The following is a 16,796-nucleotide window of genomic DNA, read 5'->3' on the forward strand; positions in this document are numbered from 1 at the left end:
TCTTACGCAATCCCACCGCGTTGACTGCGTGTTCTCGCCGCCTCAGTGCGATTTTGACGGCCTTACCTTTCACCCCATCAAATCAGAATCCCTCACGTATGTTTCACGCTCAGCGTGAGAAATACGGCCATTCTGTCGTGTCGCTGCGACATCGTTAAGGGAACGCTATTTACCCCCTGAAACGCGGGCTGTTCCCCCGTCACCTGCGCGCAGAAAAAGCGCGTTTTTTTGTGCACGCACGGATCCTTGACCGATCCAGCCGCCATGCGGGCCGGAAGGGCAAAAAGTCGTTCAAAAAAATTGTGCAAATTTGTGCGCTTTTGTGCAAAGAAATGCCCCTCAAATTGAGGGGCATTATGTCTTGAAGGATTACGAACGAATAGGAATTGATGTTTGCGGTTGAATTGGCACGAGCACCTGATTATAAGTACGTAAAATTTCGTTATACAGGTCTTGGTGCTTTGATGCCTTAATGGTAATTATAAGAGCATACTTGATTTTTTCTGCCTTATGGCTGGCTATGCTTGCACCGGCCTCACGAGCGTTATAATGAATGTCAAATACAGGATTTTTTAGAGTTGAACCTAGCATGTTCTTCGAATTATGTAAGACGGTCTCCCATTTGCCCATGTCAGAACGTCGCTCACTTTCAGTTGAATATTTGGCCAGTTCAAAGAATCCCTTGGTTTCAGCATTTTGTTTTCCGTCTTTGATTTTTGAATCATTTGGCCGGAATGTCACTTCCAAACCAGCTTTTGTATAGGAAGCTGGGTCTTGTGGATCAGTGGTTGTTGCATAACAGAAAGTTGCCGCTAAGTTTATTCTACCTTTCAAGCCACCTTCAGGTATTGGAAGAGGAGCGCGTAAGTATTTTCCTGGTTTCAATTCACCTTGGTAGACGATACGGGCAACACCATCAGGGCTGACTATAATGTCGTTCAAGTCTTCAGGAAGTTTTCCCCAGCCAACTTCTGTACAAGGATGATCAAGCTGTTTTGACGCATGAATTAACAAAGCTTTGATTGCTAGTAGGCTCAAATCGTTCCCTAAAATTGCCCGAACACCAACAGCTGCTCGTAAGGCGTAAGGAGAGGCAAAGCTTGTTCCTAGCTGGGGTATGATTACAGGCTTCTTACCTTTACCTAAAACATGAAAGTACTCGTCTGTGTCACCACCAAACGCAACTAAATCCGGTTTCATCACGCCAGGACTTCTGCCTGGCCCAATGGCGCTATATGGTGCTCGTTTCCATTCCGTATCATTAACTGTATCACAAGCACCAACAGCAAGAGCATTAACGCAATCGGCTGGTACTTGAATTCTTGCATTACCAGACTTGCGATCCATTTCTCCATTGTTGCCAACAGCAACAGTCATTAATGTTTCACCATCACTTAACAAATCATCAATAACGGAAGTCCATGCATGAACTTCCGTATCTTCAATTGGTAGGTCTGGACCTAAACTTAGATTGATAAACTGATACTGGCGAGACAACAATACCTCTTCAATAAAGCCCAAAGTTCGATATAGTTCCAGCGGATCTTCTTGGCAGGTCTTGTTGTCCAAAACTCTTAAGTTATCAATATAAGAGTATGGTCTTTTCGCTTCCGATTTATTACTTATTGGTCCAAATAAAAAGGCTGAAGACACAGCTAAACCATGCTCTAAACCGTCTGGATCATCCTCTGCATGATCGTCCAAAACTCTATAGGATTTTAACCATGGCGATATAGCGTGCTCTGATGGTAAACCACCATCAAGAATCGCAACTTTTATTTCTGAAGATACGGGGCCCTCAGCAGGCAATTTACACTGAGCTAAAGGACCGTAGTTCCTTTGTATTGGTCTAATCCCACGCAATCTTGGAACCGGTCTTATTACTCGTACAAATGTAAATTTCGCAAGCTTACTAATAGTAATTCTATCGGCCTGGATTGGCACGAACCATAATGTACCAGCGGTAAAAGCTAATGAAGTATGTACTTTGATGTTCAAATTTGATGCAAACTGAACAAATTGTTGCTGAACCAAGTCTTGTTCATTATCTGGCAGTAAATGAACACCAACCTCAAAATACGAAGAATCCTGCTCACCAATGGTAATAATACGCTCTTCGGGTAAATAGGCATCGAACCGTTCTATGCGTGCAAAATCAATCGCTTCGTCAGAAAACTCTTTGAGTCCTGACACCCAATGAGGTAACTCTTTGAAGGATTCTCTTTTACCAGCAACAAACATTTGTGTCGTAGTTACTTCTGACACAGTAACTTTTCGCTTCCAGCTTTGAGGCGTAATTTTTACCGTCCTGCTGCCAATAGACGTTAACCCGGTAGACTTAAGCATTTTTGCAGGAAAAAAAGAGCGTGCAATATAGCTCGGATTCAACGTCAACTTAGCCACAGCATAATCATAAGGACATGCCTGACTGGGTAAATCATCAAAATTTTCTATAGTAGATGCAATTTGCGGCAATAAACGTTGTTTCGATTCGTAAAGAGAATAAACCTCAGCTTTTCCGGGCACTCTTTTAGGACCAGGAATATCGCTGGTTAATAATTCGCCGCGTCCAATCAGAAAATTAGTTTTCGCCATACATACTCCTTATCTATGCTGTATTACATTTTTTGACTGTATTTTCTAATTGTATCCCTACTGACTCCGGTTAAGTCTGATATGGCATGCTGGGATAATTTAGAATTTCTTTTTAGAGTAACTGCAATTTCTTTACGTTCATTCCTGTCTAATTCTGATAAACCATCTTTAATGAACGACCCAATCAACTCTTCATCTGAGGAAATACCTAAAGCGACCGAACGTCGGAATTTGTTGATAGAACGCTCAATATTACTAAAAGATTCATTTTTGAACATAATAGCCAGTAGATCTATCCAACGTGCAAAAATCGCGTAGTCGGGACCTGAAAAGCGTTTAATTGCTTCTTTAATACTTTCGCTATCTGGCTTCTCAAAATTGAGCACTAAATCAAAACGTCTCCATAGTGCTGGATCAATCAACTCAGCGAAGTTAGTTGCAGCAAGTAGCAAACTAGAAGACGGCCATTCGTCAACCTCCTGGAGTATTACGGTAACAAGTCTTTTTAATTCTCCAACATCAGAATCATCACTTCTCTTTTTGGCGATTGAATCAATTTCATCTAACAGAAGAACGCACGGCCCTTTCTTCGCAAAATCTAGAGCTGCCCGAAGGTTATTTCCGCTTTTGCCCAGATAGCTGCTCATTACTGCCGTTAAATCAAGAACGTAAAAAGGAACCCCTAATTTCTGAGCTAACCAGCTTGCCGTAAGTGTTTTACCTACACCCGGAGGGCCAACAAAAATGGCAGAGCGTGTTGGTTGTAAGCCGAGAGTCTTGAGGCGATCGATGTGCTTCCGCTCAAGAATAATTTGATCCAGTGAGTCTTCTATCTGACTGGACAGTAGAGGTTTGCTCACAATCTTTTCATTTGGTGCTTTAAGCAAGGTAAGCCTTGACTCCTCGTCCACAGGCATGGTTTGAGGCAGCGCTTGTTTTGGTGCGGTAACCTTACGCAGGCTTTGTGCAGGCTTTTGCGGTTTATTTCGTAGATAAAGATCAAGCTGCTCGGATAGAGCAGGCATAGTTTCCCGATATTTACGCACCAAGCGAGCGACATATAACCGAACGTCATCATACTGTTCAGTTATTACCAGTCTAACTAGTTGGGCTAAATCTGACTGAATACCACCTAAGTCGCCCATCTTAACTGTAACCTCTTGATTTTAAGTGAATTGAAAAAGCATTTAACTGGACTATTTATAGTATTGCACTTTTTTATCAAACAGGGAAGAGGAATACTATATGAAATTACAGTGTGCCTCATGGAACGTCCTTACCATGTCTAAACTCTACCTTCATACAATTGATGATTTCTTTCTTGGTTATTTTTTCTTCTCGCTATTGCCTTTGTCCTGCAACAGACCCGCCTTGTGACGTGCGCGTTCAGTGGTTTCACTGATTCTCTGTGCGTGCTCTGCGTCGCGGATGGCGCGCAGCATGTCAGAAAGCACGGTAACGGGTGTTTTCATGGTGTTCTGGTCCTGCTGAAGTGTGGATGCCAGGCGTGCAGCGGCTTCAGGGTCTGATGCCCCGAGCTGTTTCAGATAGCTGGAAACCGGGTTATGGCGGATTTCCGTGCTGTTTACGTCGTGATTACGGCTCAGGCGCTGCCAGAGCTGCGTGATTCGGCTGTCCGGTCGGGTATCTGGTTTGCGTACAATTTCAAATCCCTGCGGTGCAATGATGCTGCCGTCAACGTACAGACTGCCGCCCCGTAACAGGTGCTGCATCTGTTGTTCACCGATATGCAGGCCGAGAGATTCAGCAGACTCCCGCCATTCTTTAGCGAGTAATTCGTGGTTATCAGGCAAAGGCCGCTGCTGTTTGCGGCTCTGTGTCCAGCTCTGCATTTCATCACTGCTGTTTTTTGCCTGTTTGTCACGAAGCGAACGCATCAGCGCCCGGCGTTCGTGCCGTTTCAGTGAGCGCATCCATTCGTTCACTTCAACGCCGTCAGGGAGCTGCGGCCACGGTGCTGGCCGTTCTTCCGGCTGTTCTGTCCCGTTGTTGTCCGTTTCCTGTACACGGGGACAGTTATTGCCACGAGTCCAAGGGGCGGCAGGGCCGCCCTGAAGGTCAAAACCATTTTCGTGGGTGCTGTCTTCCGCTTCCGGTTTACGTCTTACCAGCTTCCAGTTATCCGGGTGCGTGCACACACGGGAGGATTCCCCGATGAGTGGTGACCAGATCCCGTAAATCTGTACACTCTGTTCGCCGTAATCGTTCAGCTCATCTGCGAGGTCGTAGGCTGTGCGAATCAGGTAGTCCTTGCGCGGAACAAGTACGCCACCCTGTTTTTCAATGTAGGTGGCAAAACACCCGGCATCAGCGGCAGCAAGAACCGCATCCATTGCGTCATCCTTCAGCCGTTGCGGGCCTTCCGGGTTGCGTGCCATCTGGCTGGCAAGGCGGCGGAGTTCACGCCACACCTGACGGGAGGGAATGCCAAAGAACTGGAACTGGCGGACCCGGTGAAGGCGCGCCCAGCCGATGGCGCGTTCCACGCTCTCGGCCATTGATTTTCCGGTTTCGTGGTCAACGCGTGGCTTGCCCGTTTTCGGGTCGATGCCATCCACGGCGCGGCTGTCCAGGTTCTTTCCGATGTAGGTGGCGATGTAGCTGGTTGGTGTGCCTTTTGAGCCGTCGACATACTCCGCCTTAAAGCGCGGAGTAATATCATTGCCCAGCTCGTGGCGGTCTTCCTGAATGGCAATATCGCGGGTGATGGCCACGATGCTGTCGATTTCTTCCGGATGAGCAAAGACCATCATATGCCAGTGCACGGTGCCGTCATGGTGAGGCTCCACCGTGCGGATGCCATACCAGCGAAGACCGTCGCGGTTCAGTTTTTTGCGGACCGCCGCAAAAAACGTGTTAACCAGGTAATCGCTGGAGTCGCGCATGGTGGCCCCGTTCCATTTGGGATTCGGATGACCGTTCTCTGTTGTGGCGTGGTATTTTGACGGGCAGGTGACAGTCAGAAACACCGCTTTGTCGCCACGGGCTTCGGCCAGAAGTTCCAGCCCCTTCATGGTGGCCATCATTTCTGCCTTACGGTGAACCGGGTTACTTACTCCCGCGTAATACACCGTCTCGAGATCAATCGTGAACCCGTCTTCATTTTCCAGCATGAAACTTTTCAGGAAATCGCGTGTTTTCTCGCGCTGTGCGCGAAACTCGCTTAACGCGTCCTGGCTCAGATAGGGCGATGTTTTTCTGGAAACCAGACAGGCGGCGCGGAGTTGTTCTTCTCTCCACTCGCAACGTAACAGCCACAGTTTGCGTTTCCACCATTCTGCACAGGTCAGGCGAAGGATTGCGCCCGGCAGCAGCTCCGTGTCCGGTTCGTTCCTCCGGTCTTTGTCTGTTGTCAGTGCGTCATAATGTGGAGGCATGGCGTGCAGGTGTAACGCCATGCGGGCCAGCATCTGATACGCCTTCAGGGTTACATCCATGGTCAGTTCGCCATCGGTCGCGCCAAAGCCATCGCAGAGTTTTTCGAAGGTGCTGCTGAACATCGCCGCCGTCATGGTGGCCAGTGTCTGTATCTGGTGTTTGTTGAGCTGCGGCAGGTAAAGCAAATCGTCCAGGCGTTCGCGTCCGGCAAGGGAGCGATAACCCTGTGTCAGCCAGCGGTGATCGGTGCGCTCCAGACGTTCGAATATTTTGCGCAGGTTTCCGCGCGCGTAGCGTTCAGCCTGCCAGCTCTTTTTGCCTTTCTGACGATCGGCTTCCTGTTTTTTGCGCAGGAAGGAGAGGTGGCGAATAAGCGGATCGCGCAGATAGGACGGCAGCAGGCGCAGCGAGGCCATGGCTTCATCCACCGCGCCGCGTGCCTGTTTTCTGGCATCTCCTGCCAGTGTGATGGTTTTGTCCTGTTTTTCCTGTGCGTCCAGGCTTTTATTAATCAGGTTGCCCAGCGGCGTTGCGGAGAACGCCGCATCAGCCATTTCCTGGCGGTGCTCGTTCTCTACCCGGTAGGCATCCAGCCAGGAGGAAAGCGCGGATTCAGGAGCGGGGATCCCCGTTCCTTCACGCCCCACTGCGTGGCGCGGTTGTTGCCAGTCCCTGATGTACTCTGCCGTCATAGTGATTTACTTCGTCATGCCATTCAGGGTGTCGCGGCAGACTGTAGCCAGCCGCTGAATTTCCAGCATGGTGTCTTCTGTGTCGGCATGGCGATGTGTGATGCGGATGCTGTCGGCAATCACATCGACGATTGCAGAGGATGGGCGCTGGTAAATGCCAATAACGGACGGGGTGCCACCTTCAATGCGGTAAAGCCTGTAATTTCCCTCGTGGCTGTCAATCATGTAGCGACCATCAATAACAATCTTTCCGTCAGCGAGCTGCGGTACAGGCAGGGATTTCAGGTACATGTCATAACGATCACGCACGCGAGCGGCAAGATCACGTTCTGTGTTGAGCAGGTATTCAAGAAAGTCGTTGGCGAGAATCATTGCGGCAATCCTCTTGTTACAGATGTGCGAAGGCCTCCCGCCGCAAGGTGCAGGAAAGGCCCGGAACAGGAGTTAATGGAGTTTGTTTTGCTGCTGGATGAGCTGTTGAAGCTCGTGCAGATCATCCGCCAGATAGCTGAAAACAGAGGCGGAATAAATGTTTGATAGTGCGTGGCTGCGCTCATGCAGCATATTGATGTGCATGATTTGCGCGACGCGTGATGCGCGGGAAAGTCTGCGGTTGATTTCAGTCTGGATGTGACGACGCTCCGCGATAGCGCGGTGTGGTTTGCGGTTTGCCATGGTGTGGCCCCTTGTGTAGTAAGTTGTGAAAACTCACCATCCAGAGCTGCGAAACTGTGGGTGGCGAGACGTACGAGGTTCGCAGTACCGGCTACACAAGAACCCGGCCCGACCGAAGTCGGCCCCGTACGCCCCGCCATAATTCTGACGCGAAAAAAACGTGGCAATACAGTACGCACAAAAAAACCGCTGGCGCGGTTGTGCGCTTGTGTAGTCAGCAGGCTGCGAAACCCGGCACCCGTTTTGTGAGGTGCAGCGGAAATGTAACCTGACTGATTGCGGCATGGCAAGCGGTTTTTTTGTGTGTGCATGTTCTGGTTTCTTAGTGGTTCAGAAAAAAATCAAAAACCTTGTCAATGCGTTGCAGCAGCTCTTGCTGTATTGCTTCCGGCGTTTCCGGTTCGCCTGGCGCCTCCAACGTCGCGCAGAAATCTTCGATTTCATGACGGAGCGTCAGGCGAATGGCGAGAGGTGTGGTTCTGGCGTGCTCCAGCTCATCCAGCAGCGCCAGCACAGCAGACGGCGAGAGCATTGCGCGAAACGCCAGTAATTTTTGAGGCGTTGCCATTCGTTGCAGGTCAGTCGCCAGTTCGCGTAATTCCTGGTGGTTGATGGCGTTCATGCTCTGGCTTCCTTCAGTAGCTGGTTAAACATGTTGGTAAGTGGATTGCCGCACCCGAACGGCATCGGGTTTATCTGGTAAGAAAAGCGACCGCCTGTTTTGCGCTCTTTTCTTATGACTGAACCGCTGCGCCAGAGTCGGCGTAACTCCGCATTAATGGCTGTGGTTGGGGTATTCAGTGCTGCGGCGATTTCTCCACCGCTACACCCCGGATTGGCAGCGATATAATCCAGAATGGTCATCTGCGTGACTCCTGTACCTGTCGGATAAGGTTCACCTGCACCACATTCGTGGCGCAGAAGTAAGTGCCGTCAGTGAGATAGATGTGATGTGCATCCTTTTCCGAACGATGTTTGTCGATAGTGGTAATCAGGCGTTCGTCGATCTCGTATTCGCGCCCTCTGGAGGTAAAGCGAACGACGGAAAAATGCTTAATTGCCATTGCGCCCCCTTTGTCCAGTAACCCTATGCGTTAAATACGGCACGTTGCGCGTCATCAATGAATACAGCTTGAGAGCGTTCTATCAGGCGGAGATTTGTCAGAAGCTCTGACTCTTTTGTGTGGTAAGGCGTTATCAGGTATTTGCCGTGCAGTTCGGCAATAATGGTGTATTGCAGCATCATTGCTGAACCAAGAATATAAATGCAGCGTCCAATGCTGGACGGATTCATGGCTGCAACTGTTGACTGTGTTTTAAGAGTGTCGATTTCTTTGCTCTGTTCCTCAATAATTTTGGCTGCGTCAGCGGTGATTTTTGCAATGGTCAGTGCGTGAAGTGCTGCCATATGTTGGCTACGCTTCACGGCATCTTTAGCCATTTCATCTTCCGCTTCTGATATTTTTTTTAATGTGTCGATAATGCCTTCTTCTTTTGCGTTCATTTTATATCTCCGTTATTTACGTGTGCGAATACCTCCGCGAATGCGGATAGTTTTCAGGTTTTCGGGTTTAATCTGGTGTTTTGTTTAAGCTGTTATTCGTCAGTGAAAAAGCGTTCAATCTTTTTTACTGAATGAATAATTCGCATAATCCCAATGGCGCAGGCCACCGAAATAATCAGAACAAGCCATGAGATAAATATACTCATGCGATATTCCCCAGCTTATACGGTTCAATATGTTCCCCGCATTCTGCGGCACAGATCAGCTCGGAAAGTTCGTTAAGTGCATCCAGATCATCAGCGTAAAAAGCGACGTCATACAAACTCCGGATTGCCCTGGTCAATGAGTCACGGGCTGCACGTTCAGCATGAGCGCCTGATGCACTTAAGCGAAAATAAAATCGTTCAAGTGCTTTATTAATGAGAGTTTTATATTCTTTGCCCATCGCAACGCCCTTTAATCTGCTTTCTGAATTTCAGCTTCTGAATCCATACAAATAATTTCGATATAGGGTTCATCGCCATTAACCTGACGTGCCTTTTCAGCTTCGCTAATGATTTCTCGTACGGTCTGGTACGGAAGCTCCACAGTCAGGCGCGTACCGTTCAGATAAACGTAAGTAGCTGCGTTTTTTTCGGATGGAACAACTCCGTCAATGGCTGATGCGCGTAATAACAGTTCACCGCGAAAATCAATAAAACGGATAAATACACCTTGTGCATGCTCTTTGGTCATAAAGCACCTGTTATAAATCAGCCTGTTTAATAAAACTTTGCCCGCGAAGCAGACGATCAACCGTGCGAAGTGCTTCGTATAATGTGAAATCCTGCCCGAAGTGATTGTCGCCGCAGCTCAATGCAAAAATGCGGTTTCCGGTAAACGGATTGCGTGGGCATTTGTGGACCATGATTCCAGCTTTCTCAATCAGCCAGGCATGCTCGCCGATTTGTTTTACTGGGTAGCCATCCGGCGTTGCATGTGTATCACTCAGGCTGTAGCGGATGTTACTGCGTGATGCACTGGTAGCGAAACGGTTAGCGTGGCGTTCAGCACCATTACGAAAGCGTGAATTACGTTGCTGTTTCATATTCCGACTTGCCTCAATGTGTTGAAGATCTACAGTCCGATGTTTCTTGTAAGTTTAAAAATTACTTCGGCCATAACTTCACTAATTACTCCAGTATCCCGGTTGGCCAGTGCCACTTCCCATGCGGCTTTTGCTCGTGTAGGGTCTAGCCGACCTGATTTTTGTTGTGTAATGATGGAACGTAAATCGTCATATAGTTCTTTTATGGCTGTTTCTTTTGTCTGTGTGAGGTTATCCATGGCAACACCTTCAAATATTGATGTTTTTAATGAAACTGTTGGTAAAACTTTTGCGTTTCTTTATGAGTCATTTCCCCGAAAAGTAACCATTGATGTTTGTGCTTTAACCGGGGTTTCCGCTCCAACGTTTGAAGAGAAGGACCCGGCGGTCAGAAAGCAAAAACATGAAGCTCTTGTTCTTCGTTATTACTCCATTGAGTGGCTTATTGCTGCTGGTTATGTATCTGCCGATGCTGTTCCTTTTGAAAGTTTCGATAAGGCGGTACTTACGGCTAAAGGACTTGAATTATTGAAACTTGATCCAGAGTCACTTAAGCAATCGCTTGGAGATAAACTTGTCGATGCAACCAAGAGTGGGGCGATAGATGCAATAAAAAGCACCGCCTCATCTGCACTTACCACAGGTATCTCCTTTGCTTTTAAACACTTGTTTGGCTAATCGACTGATGCATCCTACATAACGTCCATTTTTGAAGTATCTACGGCGAAACCTCATGTGATGGGGTTCGCTGTTTTGCTGTTGCTTATTCATTTTTTGTGCCTCTATCCGATGAGCCAAATAACAAACGCTATGAGCACCGCACCAATGGTGATCGGAAAAAGACCTCTGGCATAAGCGGCGAGGTAATGAACGTTGAGAACAATAAAGCGTTCTTTTTGTCCTGTTAGCTTGCTAAGCAGATAAATCGCTATTACACCCACTTCTAGGAATACAAGGTCCAAAATGGCGCTGGTGATATTGCTGGTCATTTATGATTAAAGCCCCAGCCACAACAACCATGCATCGCGGCGTTCTTTCGGCTGATCAAAAAACGCTTTGCGCATACCTGCGTTAAATGCTGGCAGATATACCCAGTTTTCTGATGCTCGCGTCTTCACTGAACCTGGTTTCACAAAGTCAATCGTTGGTAACTTTGCAGCGTCAATCATGGTTCTGACGGTTGATTCTTTGCGACCAATCATCTTGGCAAATAGTTGATATGGCACCGCTTCAAGTGGATATGGTGCTACCTGAATGAACCCCTCAAGCTCTGATTCGCTCATTGTGGTAATCTCCTTAATTCGTCCAAATGGCCCAAAATGGCTTATATAGGCTTATTTTGGCTATTTGAATGTTTTGTATTACATGTAACCCAATAGCGTGGAGTTTAGATCACATATGATCCATAAATCAAGCCTTGGAGAAAAACTTCGCCTGATTCGAGAGGCAGAGGGATTGTCACGTAGAGAGATGGAAGAGGTGACAGGGGTATCTCAAAACAATCTCAAAAATTATGAAATATTGGGAAGAATGATACCTGGAGAAACGTTACTCCTGATTTTGAATCATCCTCGTTTTCGGAAGTATTCGGATTGGGTGATGTTTAATCAAACTAATGCTGCGACGGGGCAGATTGCTCCGCCTCTCTCTCTTGATGGCTTCTTCGATTCGGAGGGAGATCAGGTTTCAACCGAAACAAGCCAAAAATCACCCCGCTAAGGCCAGAAAACTGGTTAGACCTGCTCTTTGTCTGGTCTGATTATTGCTGGAAAGAGGCTGGAGAAATTGTAGAGCGGTTCATTGGAGGGCTTCGCAATGTCAATTAAGAAGCTCGAAGATGGTCGTTATTTGCTGGACATCAGGCCGAACGGACGCAAGGGAAAGCGCGTGCGTAAGGTATTTGACAAAAAATCGGTAGCGGTGGCCACTGAACGCTACATCATGGCGAACGCTGAAAAGCGGGAATATATACAGGGCTACCGTGATCGCCGAACGCTAAATGATTTGCTTGAGTTGTGGTGGATGTATCACGGTCAACACAGGCGTAAGGCGGAAGAAGACCGAAAACAACTGCGCAACATAATCAATGAGCTTGGCGCTGATATGCAGGCTGTGGATCTTGATAAGCTGAAAATTATCGCGTGGCGTTCTCAAAAGATAGCTGATGGATTGAAACCGTCATCTGCTAACAGGTACATGAATCGGTTATCCGGAATGTTTACCGTGCTGAAAAAAATAGGTCTTTGGGATGCAGAACATCCGGTAAGGGGAATTTCTATTCTTTATGTATCTCCACGAGAAATGGCGTTCCTGTCACAGAAGGAAGTTGCGTTATTGCTCGATACATTGGAGGGCGATTACTGGCGTGTTGCTCTTTTGTGTTTAAGCACAGGAGCGCGCTGGAGTGAAGCCTGTAAGCTCCGTGGTGAACAGATAGTTCATAACCGAGTGACGTTTCTTGAAACCAAAAATGGCCGAAAGAGAACAGTGCCAATTTCGCAGGCAGTTTGTGAGGCGATCAAAACCAGAGAAACAGGCAGCTTGTTTGAGGTGAAGTACCGGGAATTCTGTCTGGCGCTGAAAAGAGTTAAGCCCGATTTGCCAAAAGGCCAGGCTGCACATGTGCTGCGGCATACGTTCGCCAGCCATTTTGTGATGAACGGAGGAAACATTATTGCGCTTCAGAAGATTCTTGGCCACGCAACCATTCAGCAAACAATGGCATATGCACATTTTGCACCGGATTACCTGCAGGATGCGGTGGCCCTTAATCCGCTGAAAGGTGGCGTAAGTGTCCACGCAGTGTCCACGGGGGATTAATTTTATATAGCCTGAAACGGCTTAAAGGGCGATACTGAATAACTATTTTTCAGTATCGCCCGTCTAAATGGTTATGTTGTTATCTGTATGATTATGAATGTTTTTTCAGATTAAACAGCAGTTTGCAAATGGGCGTTTGTTGATAAAGGAGCCTTAGATTGTCAGAGACTGAAAAAGGGTTAAAAATCCTTGTTGATGAAAATATGCCTTATGCCCGCGACTTATTTAGCCGTTTGGGTGAGGTGACCGCGGTTCCCGGGCGTCCAATTCCCGTGGCTCAACTGGCAGACGCGGATGCGCTGATGGTGCGTTCGGTCACGAAAGTGAATGAATCTTTGCTGGCAGGAAAACCCATTAAATTTGTTGGCACTGCCACCGCGGGGACCGACCATGTCGATGAAGCGTGGTTAAAGCAGGCGGGAATTGGTTTTTCCGCGGCACCTGGCTGTAATGCGATTGCGGTGGTGGAATATGTTTTCTCCTCACTGCTGATGCTTGCCGAACGCGATGGATTTTCACTGCACGAGCGTACCGTGGGGATCGTGGGCGTTGGTAACGTTGGTCGCCGTTTACAGGCGCGAATGGAAGCGTTAGGGATTACAACCTTGCTTTGCGATCCGCCTCGCGCCGACCGTGGTGATGAGGGGGATTTCCGCTCGCTGGATGAATTAGTTCAGCATGCGGATATTCTGACTTTCCATACGCCACTCTTTAAAGACGGGCCGTACAAAACGCTGCATCTGGCGGATGAAAAACTGATCCGTAGCCTGAAACCAGGAACGATTCTGATTAACGCCTGCCGTGGCGCAGTCGTCGATAATACTGCCCTATTGACCTGTCTGAACGAAGGCCAGAAGTTAAGCGTAGTGCTGGATGTCTGGGAAGGCGAACCGGAACTCAACGTGGAATTGCTGAAAAAAGTGGATATCGGCACGCCGCATATCGCAGGCTATACCCTGGAAGGTAAAGCACGCGGTACTACGCAAGTGTTTGAAGCCTATAGCAAGTTTATTGGGCATGAACAACACGTTGCGCTGGATACGTTGCTGCCCGCGCCAGAGTTTGGCCGCATTACGCTGCATGGTCCGCTCGATCAACCGACGCTGAAAAGGCTGGTGCATTTGGTGTATGATGTGCGCCGCGATGACGCACCGCTGCGTAAAGTCGCCGGAATACCGGGTGAGTTCGATAAGCTGCGCAAAAACTATCTTGAGCGCCGTGAATGGTCATCTCTGTATGTGATTTGTGATGACGCCAGTGCGGCATCATTGCTGTGTAAACTGGGTTTTAACGCCGTTCATCATCCGGCACGTTAATCTCTTCTTCATGCTCTCTGCTGTAATATTGGCAGGGAGCTTTGCTATTTCTGGAGTAAACCACCATGTCTGAAGGCTGGAACATTGCCGTCCTGGGCGCAACTGGCGCTGTGGGCGAAGCCCTGCTTGAAACGCTGGCTGAACGTCAGTTCCCGGTTGGGGAAATTTATGCACTGGCACGTAACGAAAGCGCAGGCGAACAACTGCGCTTTGGTGGTAAGACAATCACCGTGCAGGATGCTGCTGAATTCGACTGGACGCAGGCGCAGCTGGCATTTTTTGTCGCAGGCAAAGAAGCTACCGCAGCCTGGGTTGAAGAAGCGACCAACTCAGGTTGCCTGGTGATCGACAGCAGCGGATTGTTTGCTCTCGAACCCGACGTACCGCTGGTGGTGCCGGAAGTAAACCCGTTTGTACTGACCGATTACCGCAACCGGAATGTCATCGCCGTACCAGACAGTCTGACCAGTCAGCTGCTGGCGGCACTGAAACCGTTAATCGATCAGGGCGGTTTGTCGCGTATCAGCGTTACCAGCCTGATTTCAGCCTCCGCCCAGGGCAAAAAAGCGGTCGATGCGTTAGCGGGGCAGAGTGCGAAATTGCTCAACGGCATTCCGATTGATGAAGAAGATTTCTTCGGGCGTCAGCTGGCGTTCAACATGCTGCCGTTACTGCCGGATAGCGAAGGTAGCGTGCGTGAAGAACGTCGTATCGTTGACGAAGTACGCAAAGTCCTGCAGGACGAAGGGCTGATGATTTCGGCAAGCGTCGTCCAGGCACCGGTATTCTACGGTCATGCCCAGATGGTCAACTTTGAAGCTCTGCGTCCGCTGGAGGCAGAAGAAGCGCGTGATGCGTTTGCTCAGGGCGAAGATATTGTGCTCTCTGAAGAGAACGAATTCCCGACTCAGGTGGGGGATGCTTCTGGTACGCCGCATCTTTCCGTTGGCTGCGTGCGTAATGACTACGGTATGCCGGAGCAAGTTCAGTTCTGGTCGGTGGCCGATAACGTTCGCTTTGGCGGCGCGCTGATGGCAGTAAAAATCGCCGAGAAACTGGTGCAGGAGTATCTGTACTAATGTCCGACCAGCAACAACCGCCAGTTTATAAAATTGCGCTGGGCATTGAGTACGACGGCAGTAAGTATTACGGCTGGCAACGGCAGAACGAAGTCCGCAGTGTGCAGGAGAAGCTGGAAAAGGCGCTCTCCCAGGTGGCGAACGAACCGATCACCGTCTTCTGCGCCGGGCGTACTGACGCAGGTGTACACGGCACCGGGCAGGTGGTGCATTTCGAAACAACCGCGCAGCGCAAAGACGCTGCGTGGACGTTGGGCGTAAATGCGAATTTACCTGGTGACATCGCCGTGCGTTGGGTTAAAGCTGTACCTGATGATTTTCATGCCCGATTTAGCGCCACGGCTCGCCGTTATCGCTACATCATCTACAATCATCGGCTGCGCCCGGCGGTATTGAGTAAAGGGGTAACCCATTTTTACGAACCGCTGGACGCTGAACGGATGCATCGGGCTGCGCAATGTTTGCTGGGCGAGAATGATTTCACCTCGTTCCGTGCGGTGCAGTGCCAGTCCCGAACCCCGTGGCGCAACGTTATGCATATTAATGTCACGCGTCACGGTCCTTATGTGGTGGTAGATATCAAAGCGAATGCCTTTGTACATCATATGGTCAGGAATATTGTCGGCAGCCTGATGGAAGTCGGTGCCCACAACCAGCCGGAGAGCTGGATAGCAGAGTTGCTGGCGGCAAAGGACAGAACGCTGGCGGCAGCAACGGCAAAAGCGGAAGGGCTGTATCTGGTCGCGGTGGATTACCCTGACCGGTATGATCTTCCAAAACCGCCAATGGGCCCGCTATTTCTGGCGGACTAACAAGAATAATGCTCGGAACATTTCAGGCTGTAGCCAACGTAGTTACAGCCTGAAAGATGACGAGTACAAGGCATAGGCTAATATGGACCTGATTTATTTCCTCATCGATTTTATCCTGCACATTGACGTGCATCTGGCAGAACTGGTCGCGGAGTATGGCGTCTGGGTTTATGCCATTTTGTTCTTAATTTTGTTCTGTGAAACCGGTCTGGTGGTAACGCCGTTTTTACCGGGTGATTCATTGCTGTTTGTTGCCGGTGCGTTGGCATCACTGGAAACCAACGATCTCAACGTCCATATGATGGTGGTGCTGATGCTGATCGCCGCGATTGTGGGTGACGCGGTGAACTACACCATTGGACGGTTATTTGGTGACAAACTGTTCAGTAATCCGGATTCGAAAATCTTTCGTCGCAGTTATCTTGATAAGACTCATCAGTTTTATGAGAAACATGGCGGCAAAACGATTATTCTCGCCCGTTTTGTGCCGATCGTCAGAACATTCGCCCCGTTTGTTGCGGGAATGGGCCACATGTCGTACCGTCATTTCGCCGCTTATAACGTGATCGGCGCACTGTTGTGGGTACTGCTTTTTACCTACGCAGGCTATTTCTTCGGCTCGCTCCCCTTCATTCAGAGTAACCTTAAGCTGATGATTGTTGGCATTATTTTTGTTTCAATATTGCCTGGGGTTTTCGAATTTATCCGTCACAAACGCGCTGCGGCACGCGCCGCAAAATAAAAAGTAACTCCGCGGTTCGACCACTTTTTTATCCAAAGTTTCGGGCTGTTATGTTTTAATGTGCAACATTCATGG

At 48.8% G+C, this 16,796-nt stretch carries 23 protein-coding genes; 7 read left to right on the forward strand and 16 right to left on the reverse strand.

The genetic code is table 11. The annotated features are described in order from the left end of the window. Positions 1–369: 369 nt before the first annotated feature. The 14 genes from ACK8NJ_RS07330 to ACK8NJ_RS07395 form a co-directional block, all read right to left on the reverse strand. The gene (locus tag ACK8NJ_RS07330; RefSeq protein ID WP_001140702.1) at positions 370–2,595 is read right to left on the reverse strand and encodes a S8 family peptidase; all 2,226 of its coding nucleotides are present in this window, start codon (positions 2,593–2,595) and stop codon (positions 370–372) included. Between the two features lie 23 nt (positions 2,596–2,618). Next, positions 2,619–3,740 (reverse strand): AAA family ATPase, encoded by a 1,122-nt coding sequence (locus tag ACK8NJ_RS07335; RefSeq protein WP_000502620.1) that lies wholly within the window; start codon positions 3,738–3,740, stop codon positions 2,619–2,621. A 180-nt stretch (positions 3,741–3,920) separates the two neighbouring features. Continuing rightward, positions 3,921–6,686: a replication endonuclease gene (locus ACK8NJ_RS07340; RefSeq protein ID WP_411962304.1), complete on the reverse strand. Its 2,766-nt coding sequence runs from the start codon at positions 6,684–6,686 to the stop codon at positions 3,921–3,923. 6 nt (positions 6,687–6,692) lie between these two features. Beyond that, a complete protein-coding gene (locus ACK8NJ_RS07345) occupies positions 6,693–7,058 on the reverse strand; it encodes a hypothetical protein (protein ID WP_001559522.1) in 366 nt (121 codons plus the stop codon). A 72-nt stretch (positions 7,059–7,130) separates the two neighbouring features. Beyond that, the gene (locus ACK8NJ_RS07350) at positions 7,131–7,361 is read right to left on the reverse strand and encodes a hypothetical protein (protein WP_000013441.1); all 231 of its coding nucleotides are present in this window, start codon (positions 7,359–7,361) and stop codon (positions 7,131–7,133) included. 322 nt (positions 7,362–7,683) lie between these two features. Further along, complete coding sequence (locus tag ACK8NJ_RS07355) at positions 7,684–7,983, reverse strand: hypothetical protein (RefSeq protein WP_159386844.1); 300 nt, start codon at positions 7,981–7,983, stop codon at positions 7,684–7,686. Further along, the gene (locus tag ACK8NJ_RS07360) at positions 7,980–8,225 is read right to left on the reverse strand and encodes a MarR family transcriptional regulator (RefSeq protein WP_000153674.1); all 246 of its coding nucleotides are present in this window, start codon (positions 8,223–8,225) and stop codon (positions 7,980–7,982) included. Before ACK8NJ_RS07360 ends, ACK8NJ_RS07355 begins: the two co-directional genes overlap by 4 nt. Further along, on the reverse strand, positions 8,222–8,425 hold the full coding sequence (locus ACK8NJ_RS07365) for a hypothetical protein (RefSeq protein WP_137460234.1): 204 nt from the start codon (positions 8,423–8,425) through the stop codon (positions 8,222–8,224). Before ACK8NJ_RS07365 ends, ACK8NJ_RS07360 begins: the two co-directional genes overlap by 4 nt. A 23-nt stretch (positions 8,426–8,448) precedes the next feature. Then, positions 8,449–8,865, reverse strand: coding sequence for a hypothetical protein (locus ACK8NJ_RS07370; protein ID WP_000991906.1), 417 nt, complete (start codon positions 8,863–8,865; stop codon positions 8,449–8,451). A gap of 92 nt (positions 8,866–8,957) precedes the next feature. Continuing rightward, positions 8,958–9,071, reverse strand: a complete 114-nt coding sequence (locus ACK8NJ_RS07375) for a hypothetical protein (protein WP_000021654.1) — start codon at positions 9,069–9,071, stop codon at positions 8,958–8,960. Beyond that, positions 9,068–9,310 (reverse strand): DUF4754 family protein, encoded by a 243-nt coding sequence (locus tag ACK8NJ_RS07380; RefSeq protein ID WP_000514277.1) that lies wholly within the window; start codon positions 9,308–9,310, stop codon positions 9,068–9,070. The genes ACK8NJ_RS07375 and ACK8NJ_RS07380 overlap by 4 nt, the downstream gene beginning before the upstream one ends. 11 nt (positions 9,311–9,321) lie before the next feature. Then, on the reverse strand, positions 9,322–9,600 hold the full coding sequence (locus tag ACK8NJ_RS07385; protein WP_000159462.1) for a hypothetical protein: 279 nt from the start codon (positions 9,598–9,600) through the stop codon (positions 9,322–9,324). Between the two features lie 10 nt (positions 9,601–9,610). Continuing rightward, positions 9,611–9,952, reverse strand: a complete 342-nt coding sequence (locus ACK8NJ_RS07390) for a DUF4761 family protein (RefSeq protein ID WP_411962305.1) — start codon at positions 9,950–9,952, stop codon at positions 9,611–9,613. Positions 9,953–9,981: 29 nt separating this feature from the next. Then, the gene (locus tag ACK8NJ_RS07395) at positions 9,982–10,191 is read right to left on the reverse strand and encodes a hypothetical protein (RefSeq protein WP_025672304.1); all 210 of its coding nucleotides are present in this window, start codon (positions 10,189–10,191) and stop codon (positions 9,982–9,984) included. On the opposite strand from ACK8NJ_RS07395, the gene ACK8NJ_RS07400 reads away from it, so the two are divergent. Further along, positions 10,190–10,630: a hypothetical protein gene (locus ACK8NJ_RS07400; protein ID WP_000235157.1), complete on the forward strand. Its 441-nt coding sequence runs from the start codon at positions 10,190–10,192 to the stop codon at positions 10,628–10,630. The genes ACK8NJ_RS07395 and ACK8NJ_RS07400 overlap by 2 nt on opposite strands. Positions 10,631–10,734: 104 nt before the next feature. Here the strand turns inward: ACK8NJ_RS07400 and ACK8NJ_RS07405 are convergent, their stop codons facing one another. Both ACK8NJ_RS07405 and ACK8NJ_RS07410 read right to left on the reverse strand, forming a co-directional pair. Further along, positions 10,735–10,941: a hypothetical protein gene (locus tag ACK8NJ_RS07405; protein ID WP_033816537.1), complete on the reverse strand. Its 207-nt coding sequence runs from the start codon at positions 10,939–10,941 to the stop codon at positions 10,735–10,737. Positions 10,942–10,947: 6 nt separating this feature from the next. Beyond that, positions 10,948–11,235 (reverse strand): Cox family DNA-binding protein, encoded by a 288-nt coding sequence (locus ACK8NJ_RS07410; protein WP_000004248.1) that lies wholly within the window; start codon positions 11,233–11,235, stop codon positions 10,948–10,950. A 115-nt stretch (positions 11,236–11,350) separates the two neighbouring features. On the opposite strand from ACK8NJ_RS07410, the gene ACK8NJ_RS07415 reads away from it, so the two are divergent. From ACK8NJ_RS07415 to ACK8NJ_RS07440, 6 genes are all read left to right on the forward strand, one after another. Then, the gene (locus ACK8NJ_RS07415; protein ID WP_033816538.1) at positions 11,351–11,671 is read left to right on the forward strand and encodes a helix-turn-helix domain-containing protein; all 321 of its coding nucleotides are present in this window, start codon (positions 11,351–11,353) and stop codon (positions 11,669–11,671) included. A gap of 96 nt (positions 11,672–11,767) precedes the next feature. Continuing rightward, the gene (locus tag ACK8NJ_RS07420) at positions 11,768–12,772 is read left to right on the forward strand and encodes a phage integrase (RefSeq protein WP_135404709.1); all 1,005 of its coding nucleotides are present in this window, start codon (positions 11,768–11,770) and stop codon (positions 12,770–12,772) included. A 203-nt stretch (positions 12,773–12,975) separates the two neighbouring features. Continuing rightward, positions 12,976–14,088, forward strand: a complete 1,113-nt coding sequence (pdxB, locus tag ACK8NJ_RS07425; RefSeq protein ID WP_411962516.1) for a 4-phosphoerythronate dehydrogenase PdxB — start codon at positions 12,976–12,978, stop codon at positions 14,086–14,088. Positions 14,089–14,153: 65 nt separating this feature from the next. Then, entirely contained in the window at positions 14,154–15,167 is a 1,014-nt protein-coding gene (locus tag ACK8NJ_RS07430; RefSeq protein ID WP_411962306.1) for an aspartate-semialdehyde dehydrogenase, read from the forward strand. Next, on the forward strand, positions 15,167–15,979 hold the full coding sequence (truA, locus tag ACK8NJ_RS07435; RefSeq protein ID WP_001283590.1) for a tRNA pseudouridine(38-40) synthase TruA: 813 nt from the start codon (positions 15,167–15,169) through the stop codon (positions 15,977–15,979). Before ACK8NJ_RS07430 ends, truA begins: the two co-directional genes overlap by 1 nt. An 82-nt stretch (positions 15,980–16,061) precedes the next feature. Further along, a complete protein-coding gene (locus tag ACK8NJ_RS07440; protein ID WP_000364328.1) occupies positions 16,062–16,721 on the forward strand; it encodes a DedA family protein in 660 nt (219 codons plus the stop codon). Positions 16,722–16,796: the final 75 nt, after the last annotated feature.

Origin of the sequence: Escherichia sp. F1 (assembly GCF_046764225.1) — a bacterium.
Lineage (GTDB): Bacteria > Pseudomonadota > Gammaproteobacteria > Enterobacterales > Enterobacteriaceae > Escherichia > Escherichia coli.